At 66.2% G+C, this 10647-nt stretch carries 10 protein-coding genes and 2 pseudogenes; 9 read left to right on the forward strand and 3 right to left on the reverse strand.

From position 1 onward, the window contains the following. Positions 1 to 326: 326 nt before the first annotated feature. From AC5Y5Z_RS22910 to era, 5 genes and pseudogenes are all read left to right on the forward strand, one after another. Positions 327 to 596, forward strand: a pseudogene (locus AC5Y5Z_RS22910) (LAGLIDADG family homing endonuclease); the annotation flags it as partial. Positions 597 to 860: 264 nt separating this feature from the next. Further along, positions 861 to 1199, forward strand: a pseudogene (locus AC5Y5Z_RS22915) (PhoH family protein); the annotation flags it as partial. A gap of 18 nt (positions 1200 to 1217) precedes the next feature. Then, positions 1218 to 1751: an rRNA maturation RNase YbeY gene (gene ybeY / locus AC5Y5Z_RS22920; RefSeq protein ID WP_463824781.1), complete on the forward strand. Its 534-nt coding sequence runs from the start codon at positions 1218 to 1220 to the stop codon at positions 1749 to 1751. Continuing rightward, positions 1748 to 3037 carry a hemolysin family protein gene (locus AC5Y5Z_RS22925; protein WP_463824780.1) on the forward strand — a complete coding sequence of 430 codons (1290 nt, stop codon included), beginning with the start codon at positions 1748 to 1750 and terminating at the stop codon, positions 3035 to 3037. Before ybeY ends, AC5Y5Z_RS22925 begins: the two co-directional genes overlap by 4 nt. A gap of 24 nt (positions 3038 to 3061) precedes the next feature. Further along, complete coding sequence (gene era, locus AC5Y5Z_RS22930; RefSeq protein ID WP_499927738.1) at positions 3062 to 3967, forward strand: GTPase Era; 906 nt, start codon at positions 3062 to 3064, stop codon at positions 3965 to 3967. Positions 3968 to 4013: 46 nt separating this feature from the next. On the opposite strand, the gene AC5Y5Z_RS22935 is transcribed toward era, so the two are convergent. Then, complete coding sequence (locus AC5Y5Z_RS22935) at positions 4014 to 5522, reverse strand: amidase (RefSeq protein WP_463824778.1); 1509 nt, start codon at positions 5520 to 5522, stop codon at positions 4014 to 4016. 61 nt (positions 5523 to 5583) lie between these two features. Here AC5Y5Z_RS22935 and recO point away from each other — a divergent pair, with 61 nt between their 5' ends. Genes recO through AC5Y5Z_RS22950 form a run of 3 tightly spaced genes read left to right on the forward strand, consistent with a single transcriptional unit; the run spans position 5584 to position 7650 of the window. After that, positions 5584 to 6381, forward strand: a complete 798-nt coding sequence (recO, locus tag AC5Y5Z_RS22940; protein ID WP_499927740.1) for a DNA repair protein RecO — start codon at positions 5584 to 5586, stop codon at positions 6379 to 6381. Beyond that, positions 6374 to 7264, forward strand: coding sequence for a decaprenyl diphosphate synthase (locus tag AC5Y5Z_RS22945; protein WP_499927743.1), 891 nt, complete (start codon positions 6374 to 6376; stop codon positions 7262 to 7264). Before recO ends, AC5Y5Z_RS22945 begins: the two co-directional genes overlap by 8 nt. Beyond that, positions 7264 to 7650: a hypothetical protein gene (locus tag AC5Y5Z_RS22950; RefSeq protein WP_499927744.1), complete on the forward strand. Its 387-nt coding sequence runs from the start codon at positions 7264 to 7266 to the stop codon at positions 7648 to 7650. The genes AC5Y5Z_RS22945 and AC5Y5Z_RS22950 overlap by 1 nt, the downstream gene beginning before the upstream one ends. Positions 7651 to 7659: 9 nt before the next feature. Here the strand turns inward: AC5Y5Z_RS22950 and AC5Y5Z_RS22955 are convergent, their stop codons facing one another. Both AC5Y5Z_RS22955 and AC5Y5Z_RS22960 read right to left on the reverse strand, forming a co-directional pair. After that, complete coding sequence (locus AC5Y5Z_RS22955) at positions 7660 to 8049, reverse strand: Fur family transcriptional regulator (RefSeq protein ID WP_463824774.1); 390 nt, start codon at positions 8047 to 8049, stop codon at positions 7660 to 7662. A 70-nt stretch (positions 8050 to 8119) separates the two neighbouring features. Next, positions 8120 to 8524 (reverse strand): ArsR/SmtB family transcription factor, encoded by a 405-nt coding sequence (locus AC5Y5Z_RS22960; protein ID WP_463824940.1) that lies wholly within the window; start codon positions 8522 to 8524, stop codon positions 8120 to 8122. Between the two features lie 150 nt (positions 8525 to 8674). Here AC5Y5Z_RS22960 and AC5Y5Z_RS22965 point away from each other — a divergent pair, with 150 nt between their 5' ends. Then, positions 8675 to 10105, forward strand: coding sequence for a glycine--tRNA ligase (locus AC5Y5Z_RS22965; RefSeq protein WP_499927747.1), 1431 nt, complete (start codon positions 8675 to 8677; stop codon positions 10103 to 10105). Positions 10106 to 10647: the final 542 nt, after the last annotated feature.

Here is a 10647-nt window from a genome sequence, read left to right on the forward strand (position 1 = left end):
GATCTGATCGGCGTCGGGGCAAGCCCGCTCGTGTGCTGCAGACCAAAGAGATGATCGGCAACCTGCGGGCGGCGCACTACCACCGCTACGAACTGCCGCTACTGAGTGCGCCGGTCAGCTTTGCGCCGCGGCCAGTCCCGCTCGATCCGTACGCGCTGGGCTTGCTGCTGGGCGACGGGTGCATCACATGTGCGACGACACCAACCTTTTCGACCGCCGATCCCGAACTGGCCGCAGCGTTGGCCCGGCTGATTCCCGGCATCGAGATGCGGCAAACGTCAGAATTGGAGTACGAGCTCAACCGCGCCGGTCGTCCCCGCGGGTCGATGCCGAACCCGGTCACGGTTGCACTGCGCCAGCTCAACCTGGCGGGCACGACATCGGATACCAAGTTCATTCCGAAGGATTACCTGCTCAACTCGCCTGATGTACGGCTGGCGGTCCTGCAGGGTTTGCTCGACAGTGACGGAGGTCTCGTCAGTCAGCAGGGCCGCAGGTGTCGTATTCAGATGACGACGGTCTCCGACCGGTTGCGCGATGACGTGACCTTCCTTGTTCAGTCACTCGGCGGTGTCGTTTACCAGCGCACCCGGCCTGCCGGGGGACGGAAACCAGGACTCGCTGGAGGCCGAGCGGTCTATTACCGATCGGACGCCAACACTGTGAGCATTCGTCTGCCTGCCGGCCTCGTTCCGTTCCGGTCGACTCGGAAAGCGGTCAAGTACGAAGCCGACAGCGGCGGTCATCCGATGCGATTCGTGGACAGCATCGAGCCAGCCGGAACTGAAGAAGCAGTGTGCATCCAGGTCGCGGCGGCGGACTCGTTGTACGTGACCGAGGATTTCCTGCTCACCCATAACACGTTGAACGACGCGTTCATCGTCCTCGACGAGGCGCAGAACACCACCGCCGAGCAGATGAAGATGTTCCTCACCCGGCTCGGCTTCGGGTCCAAGGTCGTGGTCACCGGTGACGTCACCCAGGTCGACCTGCCCGGCGGCGCGCGATCAGGCCTGCGGGCGGCGGTCGACATCCTCGACGACATCGACGACATCCACATCGCCGAGTTGACCAGCCAGGATGTGGTCCGCCATCGGCTCGTCGGGGAAATCGTCGACGCCTACGCGCGGTACGAGGAGCCTGGAAACGGCATGAACCGGGCGGCTCGGCGGGCATCCGGCGGTCGCAATCGTCGATGATGAGTGCGTGAACGTCATATGAGCATCGAAGTCTCCAACGAGTCCGGCATCGACGTCTCGGAAGTCGAGCTGGTCAGCGTCGCGCGGTTCGTCATCGCGCAGATGGACGTCCACCCGGCCGCCGAACTGTCCATGGTGCTGCTGGACACCGCGGCCATGGCCGACCTGCACATGCGCTGGATGGATCTGCCCGGGCCAACCGACGTGATGAGCTTCCCGATGGACGAGCTCGAACCGGGTGGACGGCCCGACGCGCCCGACCCGGGACCGGCCATGCTCGGTGACATCGTGTTGTGCCCGGAATTCGCAGCCAAGCAGGCGGCCGCTGCGGGCCACAGTCTCGGACACGAACTGGCGCTGCTCACCATTCACGGCGTGCTGCACCTGCTCGGCTACGACCACGGCGAACCCGCCGAGGAACGCGAGATGTTCGCGCTGCAGGACCGGCTGCTCGAGGAATGGGTGGCCGAACAGGTCGAGGCGTATCAACTCAATCGGCAGGAAGAACGCGACCGCCGGTTATTGGACAAGTCAAGGTATTTCGAGAATTGACCGGCCTGTCGCAAGTGCTCGGTGCGATCGTGTTGATCGGTCTGGGCGGACTCTTTGCGATGCTCGACGCCGCCGTCAGCACGGTGTCCCTGGCCCGCGTCCAGGAGCTGGTGCGCGACGAGCGGCCCGGCGCCCAGGCGTTGCAGAAGGTCGTGGCCGATCGGCCCCGCTACATCAACTTGGTGGTGTTGCTGCGCATCGTGTGCGAGATCACCGCGACAGCGCTTTTGGTGGTCACTTTCCGGGATCACGTGAGCCACCACTGGGGGCTGTACTACGCGGCGGCCCTGATGGTCGTCACCAGTTTCGTCGCCATCGGTGTCGGTCCGCGCACCCTCGGCCGCCAGCACGCCTACTCGATTGCGCTGGCGACCGCGCTTCCGCTGCAAGTGATGTCGTGGTTGCTGATGCCGGTCAGCCGGTTGCTGGTGTTGCTGGGCAACGCACTCACCCCCGGCCGCGGTTTCCGCAACGGTCCGTTCGCATCCGAAATCGAATTGCGCGAAGTCGTCGACCTGGCTCAGCAGCGCGGCGTGGTGGCCGCCGACGAGCGCCGGATGATCGAGTCGGTTTTCGAACTCGGCGACACTCCGGCGCGCGAGGTGATGGTGCCACGGACCGAGATGGTGTGGATCGAGGGCGACAAGTCCGCCGGACAGGCGATCGCGCTGGCGGTGCGCAGCGGACATTCCCGCATCCCGGTGATCGGCGAGAACGTCGACGACATCCTCGGGGTGGTGTATCTGAAAGATCTGGTGCGGCAACGGTGGTTCGCCGGCGACGCCAGTCGCGAGTCGTCGGTGGCGCAGGTGATGCGCCCGGCGGTTTTCGTGCCGGACTCCAAACCGCTGGACGCGCTGTTGCGTGAAATGCAGCGCGACCGCAACCACATGGCGCTGCTGGTCGACGAATACGGCGCCATCGCAGGACTGGTGAGCATCGAGGACGTCCTGGAGGAGATCGTCGGGGAGATCGCCGACGAGTACGACGAAGCCGAGACCGCGCCGGTGGAAGAGCTGGGGGACAACCGCTTCCGGGTGTCCGCCCGGTTGCCGATCGAGGACGTGGGCGAGTTGTACGGTGTCGAGTTCGACGACGATCTCGACGTGGACACGGTGGGCGGCCTGCTGGCCCTGGAATTGGGCCGGGTGCCGCTGCCGGGTGCCGAAGTGGTTTCGCACGGCCTGCTGCTGCACGCCGAAGGCGGCCGTGACCACCGGGGCCGGGTCCGGATCGGCACCGTCCTGCTCAGTCCGGTCGAGACGGAAGAGGACGACGATGAGTGAGCTCCTCGACGAGTTGGGGACGCTGTGACCAACGACGAATTCCGTTCCGGCTTCGTGTGTTTGGTGGGACGCCCCAACACCGGCAAGTCGACTCTGACCAACGCGCTCGTCGGTGCGAAAGTGGCGATCACCTCGATGCGTCCGCAGACCACCCGACACACCATTCGCGGGATCGTGCACCGGGAGAACTTCCAGATCGTGCTTGTGGACACCCCGGGTCTGCACCGGCCGCGCACCCTGCTGGGTAAGCGCCTCAACGACCTGGTCCGCGACACCTACACCGAGGTCGACATCATCGGGCTGTGCATCCCGGCCGACGAACCGATCGGTCCGGGGGACCGCTGGATCGTCGAACAGATCGCGTCGGTCGCCCCGAAGACCACGCTGGTGGCCATCGTCACCAAGATCGACAAGGTGCCGAAAGACCGGGTGGCCGCCCAGCTGGTTGCGGTCAGCGAACTCGTTCCGACAGCGGCCGAAATCGTCCCGGTCTCAGCCGTTTCTGGTGCGCTGGTGGACGTGTTGATCGAGGTGCTGGCCGCGGCGTTGCCGCCCGGTCCGGCTTACTACCCTGACGGCGAGCTGACCGACGAACCCGAAGAGGTGCTGATGGCCGAGCTGATCCGCGAGGCCGCCCTGGAAGGGGTGCGCGACGAGCTGCCGCATTCGCTGGCCGTGGTGATCGACGAGGTCGAGCCGCGCGAGGGGCGCGACGACCTGATCGATGTGTACGCCGTGCTGTATGTCGAGCGGGACAGCCAGAAAGGCATCGTGATCGGCAAGGGCGGCGCGCGTCTTCGCGAGGTGGGCAGCGCCGCACGCACTCAGATCGAGAAGCTGCTCGGCACCAAGGTGTACCTCGACTTGCGGGTCAAGGTGGCCAAGAACTGGCAACGCGATCCCAAACAGCTTGGGCGCCTTGGCTTCTGAGTAGCCACCATGCGATGCCCTACCGCAACACCTGCCGCGACCGCCGCTAGCGCCTTCGCGACGGCGGCTGCCGGACGCTGTGCATGGGCGGCACGTTGTTGCCGGTGTTCCACCACACCTCCGGCTGCTTGGCCGCCCAGCCGCTGACGGCTTCCAGTTCGGCGGCCAGCGAGATCAGCATGCCTTCGCTGTTGGCCGGGCCCATCAGCTGCACGCCGATCGGCAGCCCGTCGGAGGTGAAACCGGCCGGCACGTTGATCGACGGCCAGCCCAGCACGTTCCACGGCCAGGTGTACGGGCACGCCGCGATGATGGCGCGGTCGGTGGCCACGGCGCTCATCCGGTCGAAGGCCCGCGCCTGCGGCGGCGGCTGAGCGGTGGTCGGCGCCAGCACCACGTCGACGATGTTGAAGATCGACCGCACCCGGCGCTGGTCGGCCGCCTCGTGCCGGCGCGCGCTGCGCAGCGTCGCTTGCGAAAGCATGTGGCCGGTGCGCATGTTGGCCAGCGTGCGGGGGTCCCAGTCGACGCCGTCGCCTATCCGCTCCTGCCAGGCCCAGAGCGCAGAGGTGGACCTGGCCAGAAAGTCCCAGGACAGCCGCAGTCCATAGTCGGGGTTGCCGTTGACCACCTTGTGGCCCAGCAATTCCAGTTGTTCGCCCACCTGCTGGGTGGCGGCCAGGATCTCAGGATGCAGCTTGGTCCGGAAGAAGGTGTACGGGAACCCGGTGGACAGGGCGATCTTCAACGGACCGGGCGCGATGCTCACATAGTCGGACGCTGTCAGCGGGGGAGGTTTGTGCAGGTCACCTTCGACGTTGCCGGAGGCCGCATCCAGCACCAGCGCCGCGTCGGCCACGGTGCGGGCCAGCACGCCGTGCACCGTGAGGCCGTTGAACGATTCGGGTTCCGGCCAGGTGGAGATACGGCCACGCTGGGGTTTGATGCCCACCAGATGGGTCCAGGCGGCCGGGATACGCACACTGCCGGCGCCGTCGGAACCGATGGCCGCGGTCACCAGGCCGGCCGCCACAGCAGCCGCGCTGCCCCCCGACGAGCCGCCCGGAGTGTGCCGGCGCGACCAGGGGTTGCGGGTGTGCCCGAACCCGGGACCGCTGGTGAACGGCCACTGGCCCAGTTCGCACGTGTTGGTCTTGCCGACGATCACAGCGCCGGCTGCCTTGAGCCGGCGAACGACCTCACTGTCCTGGGTGGCGGGCCGGACGTATCCGTCGGTGCCGAATGCGGTCGGCACGCCAGCAACGTCGACGTCGTCCTTGACCGCAATCGGGATGCCCAGCAGCGGCGCGGTGTCGCCGGCGGCGCGGCGGCGGTCGGCCGCGGCGGCGTCGGCCAGCGCCGACTCGGTGAGCACCACCCGGAAAGCGTTCAATGTGGACTGGCTCACATCGATGGCGTGCAGGGATCGCCGAGCCAGCTCGGCGGCGGTGACTTTACGGGTGGCCAGCTGATACAACAGGTCGGTCAACGTGGGCAAACGCTGGTAGCCGGAGCCGGAAGAGGCCCCGGAACCGGACTGAGAAGCGCCGACCACGGGGTACGAGACTATCGGCGCGGATCCCCGCAATGTCGCGGCGGGGTGCAAAACTAGTGCGATGCGGCTGTATCGAGACCGGGCTGTTGTGCTGCGTCAGCATAAGCTCGGCGAAGCCGACCGAATCGTCACCTTGCTGACCCGTGATCACGGGTTGGTCCGAGCGGTCGCCAAAGGGGTGCGTCGCACCCGCAGCAAATTCGGTGCTCGATTGGAGCCGTTCGCGCACATCGACGCGCAGCTGTATCCGGGCCGCAACCTCGACATCGTCACCCAGGTCGTTTCCGTGGATGCGTTCGCCACCGACATCGTCAGCGACTATGGCCGCTACACCTGCGGGTGCGCGATATTGGAGACCGCCGAACGCCTGGCCGGGGAGGAGCGCGCCCCCGCACCGGCTCTGCACCGGCTCACGGTCGGCGCGCTGCGGGCGGTAGCCGACGGTCGCCGGGCCCGTGAGCTGCTGCTGGACGCCTATCTGCTGCGTGCCATGGCCACCGCCGGGTGGGCGCCGGCGCTGACCGAATGTGCCCGCTGTGCCACACCCGGTCCGCATCGGGCGTTCCACATCGCCGCTGGGGGCAGCGTCTGCGCGCACTGCCGCCCGGCCGGGGCGACCACGCCGCCGCTGGGCGTGGTGGACCTGATGTCGGCGCTGCACGACGGTGACTGGGCCAGCGCTGAGCGGTCGTCGCAAGCGCACCGCAGCTACGTCAGCGGGCTGGTCGCCGCCCACCTGCAGTGGCATCTGGAGCGACAACTCAAAACGCTGCCGCTGGTGGAGCGGGACTACCGGGCCGACCACACCCTGGCCGACCGCCGCGCCGCGCTGATCGGGCAGGATAGCGAGTGTGGCTAAGGCCGAGCGGAAGCTGACGTCGGCGGACTTCCCCCAACTGCCCCCGGCGCCCGAGGACTATCCGACCTTTCCCGACACCTCGACGTGGCCCGTCGTCTTCCCGCAGCTGCCACCGTCACCCGACGGGGGGCCGCGACGCCCGCCGCAGCACACGTCCAAGGCGGTCGCGCCCCGAATCCCGACCGCCCAGTTGCCCAATCATGTCGCCATCGTGATGGACGGCAACGGCCGCTGGGCCACTCAGCGCGGCCTGAGCCGCACCGAGGGTCACAAGATGGGCGAGGCAGTGGTCATCGACATCGCTTGCGGCGCAGTCGAACTCGGGATCAAATGGCTGAGCCTCTACGCCTTCTCCACGGAGAACTGGAAGCGGTCGCCCGAAGAAGTGCGCTTTCTGATGGGCTTCAACCGCGACGTGGTACGGCGCCGTCGCGAAATCCTCAACGAGATGGGGGTCCGGATCCGCTGGGTGGGTTCCCGACCACGCCTGTGGCGCAGCGTCATCAACGAACTGGCGATCGCCGAGGAAGTCACGAAGAACAACGACGTCATCACCATCAACTACTGCGTCAACTACGGTGGCCGCGCCGAGATCGCCGAAGCCACCCGCCGCATCGCCGATCAGGTCGCGGCCGGCCGCCTCAACCCGGACCGCATCAGCGAGTCCACGATTGCCCGTCACCTGCAGCGTCCCGACATCCCGGACGTGGACCTGTTCCTGCGCACCTCGGGGGAGCAGCGATCCAGCAACTTCATGCTGTGGCAGGCGGCCTACGCTGAGTTCATCTTCCAGGACAAGCTGTGGCCCGACTATGACCGCCGCGATCTGTGGGCCGCGTGCGAGGAATACGCCTCCCGCAATCGACGGTTCGGGAGCGCCTGATGCCGTCGCTGCAGCAACGCCTCGCCTCGATTCTGGGCGATGTGCTGACCGTCGAGGAGGAAGCCGACGGTGCGCTGACCGTCCGGCATGGGGGCACTTTCGCTTCGTTGCGGTCGGTGAACATCGTCGAAGACCTCGACATGGTGGCGCTGACCCAGATATTGGCCTGGGATGTGCCGCTGTCCCGAAAGCTCAGCGACCAGGTGACCAAGCAGGCAAGGGATTTGAACTTCGGGTCGGTGACGCTGTTGCAGAAGGGCAAGACCGCCGATGTGATGCTGCGCTACAACTTCCCCGGCGCCGGCCTGACGGATGACGCGCTGCGCACGCTGATCTTGTTGGTGCTGGACAGCGGGGCGCGGATTCGCGGTGAGCTGACCGGCTGACCGCATCGGTCAGCGGCAGTCCGAGCAGGTGCCGAAGATCTCGATGGTGTGGCTGACATCGGAGTAGCCGTATTTGGCGGCTACTTCGGCCGCCCAGGTCTCGACTTCGTGGTCGCCCACCTCGATGGTGGAGCCGCAGCTGCGGCACACCAGATGGTGGTGATGATGATCCGAGCACCGGCGATAGACCGATTCACCGGTGTCGGTTCGCAGCGTGTCGACCATGCCTGCGGTGGCCATCGACTGCAGCGTGCGGTAGACGGTGGTCAGCCCGATGTTCTCCCCGCGGCGGCGCAATTCGTCGTGCAGTTCCTGGGCCGACCGGAACTCGTCCAGCGTCTCCAGCAGCGACGAGATGGCCGCCCGCTGCCGGGTGGAACGGACACTCACCTCAGTCACGGCGCCACTCCTTCGCTCCGTCCCCCGCGAGCGGGAGATGCCCCTGCACCGGTGTCGGCGCGGGTGCCGGTCATGCGAGGTCCTCGCCGGCGTGGTCGACTGCGTCGAGCACGATGTGCGCCAGGTGGTGGTCGGCGAGCCGGTAGAGCACTTCGCGACCCGACCGCTCCCCGGCGACCACCCCGGCCGCCTTGAGGATCTTCAGGTGCTGGCTCACCAACGGCTGAGGCACGCCCAGCGCGTCGACCAACTCGTGCACGCAGCGCTGGGATTCGCGCAACTGCAGCACGATCGCGATCCGCACCGGGGCGGCCAGCGCGCGCAGCAATTCCCCGGCGGCATCCAGAATTTCGCGGGACGGCGGCGTCGGATACACGGGGTGTGCCCCGAACCCGTCAGCACCGTGCTCGTGCGGCCCGACCAGGTCGTCATCGGCGGCAGTTGGAGTCGACGGCGACGTCACCGTAAGAGTCACCACCTCATCGATTGACCAGCCATGCCGAGCCACCAAGCATGCCCAAGTACCTTGCATTCGGACCGCTCTCCACTGTCACATGCATGATGATGCATGTCAAAGACCGGCACGACGGTCGCTACCATGACTGATGTTTCACGGGCGGCGGTCATGTCGCCTGCGCCGGCCAGCACTTCCGAAGGGAGCACACGCCCCGTGGCGTCTGTAATCGACAGCGTGGTCAACCTGGCCAAACGCCGTGGCTTCGTGTTCCCTGCCGGCGAAATCTACGGGGGCACCAGGTCGGCGTGGGACTACGGCCCGCTGGGCGTCGAACTCAAGGAGAACGTCAAACGCCAGTGGTGGCGGGCGGTGGTCACCGGCCGCGACGACGTCGTGGGACTCGACTCGTCGATCATCCTGCCGCGCGAGGTGTGGGTTGCCTCCGGTCACGTCGAGGTCTTCCACGATCCGCTGGTGGAGTGCCTGAACTGTCATAAGCGGCACCGGCAGGACCATATGCAGGAGGCCTTCGCCCTGAAGAAGGGTCTGCCCGATCCTGAGGCCGTGCCGATGGCTGAGATTGTCTGCCCGGACTGCGGCACCAAGGGTCAATGGACCGAACCGCGCGAATTCAACATGATGCTCAAGACGTATCTCGGTCCCATCGAGACCGAGGAGGGACTGCACTATCTGCGCCCAGAGACCGCCCAAGGCATCTTCGTCAACTTCGCCAACGTGGTAACGACCGCGCGCCGCAAGCCGCCGTTCGGCATCGGGCAGATCGGGAAGAGCTTCCGCAACGAGATCACCCCCGGCAACTTCATCTTCCGCACCCGCGAGTTCGAGCAGATGGAGATGGAGTTCTTCGTCGAGCCCTCGACGGCCAAGGAGTGGCATCAGTACTGGATCGACACCCGGCGTGAGTGGTACATCGATCTGGGTATCGATCCGGAGAACCTGCGGCTCTACGAACATCCCAAGGAAAAGCTGTCGCATTACTCCGACCGCACCGTCGACATCGAGTACAAATTCGGCTTCCAAGGCAACCCGTGGGGGGAGTTGGAAGGCGTCGCCAACCGGACCGACTTCGATTTGTCAACGCACACAAAGCATTCCGGCACCGACCTGTCGTTCTACGATCAGGCCGGCGACACCCGCTACACCCCCTACGTCATCGAGCCTGCGGCCGGTCTGACCCGTTCGTTCATGGCGTTCCTGATCGACGCGTACACCGAGGACGAGGCGCCCAATGCCAAGGGTGGCATGGACAAGCGGACGGTGCTGCGACTCGACCCTCGGCTGGCGCCGGTCAAGGCCGCGGTGCTGCCGTTGTCCCGGCATGCAGACCTCAGCCCGAAGGCGCGCGACCTGGCCGCCGAGTTGCGCAGATCCTGGAACATCGACTTCGACGACGCCGGTGCGATCGGCCGGCGTTATCGCCGCCAGGACGAGATCGGTACGCCCTACTGCGTGACGGTCGACTTCGACTCGCTCGAGGACGACTCGGTCACGGTGCGGGAGCGCGACGCCATGACGCAGGAGCGCGTTGCCATCGGCAACGTCGGCGACTACCTCGCGGTGCGTCTCAAGGGCTGCTGATGCCGTCGCTTTCGCGGCCCCCGTTATTGGTCGCCCACGCCATTCTTGCCGTGGCAGCTTTCCCGCCGGGGGCGCCAATGCCGATAGCCGGAAAACGAATTCCGGAAATTGCCGAAACGGCGACCCCATCCGGCCCGCCGGTGGTACCTACCGCAGCACCGGCAGCGATGGTCCTGCCAACCTCCGGTCCGTGCAACCGGACGGGAGTCCCGGTGGCGAACAGTTCCCGGATCTTGCCTCCGACGACGGTGTTTCGGGACGTTCCAGAGTTTCGTCCGTCAATATCGGGCCGCGATTTCTGAGCATTATTTGATATCTCCGCGACCGGATTCGGGTGGGAATGTCCAATTTCTGGACTCTCCACTGGACACTTGTCTGGTCACGCACAGGGTTGTCCCGGAAAAGCGGGAGAATCGTCAGAGATTGGCCTGAACCTCGGAGACTTTTCGTCGAAATGGGCTTACGATTCGGCCGTGGACTGTTTCGGGTGACGGACGCCACACTGGGAAGGCGCCGCTGACGCGGCTGGCTTGGTTGGGGTT

Source organism: Mycobacterium sp. NGS29 (genome assembly GCF_059812965.1).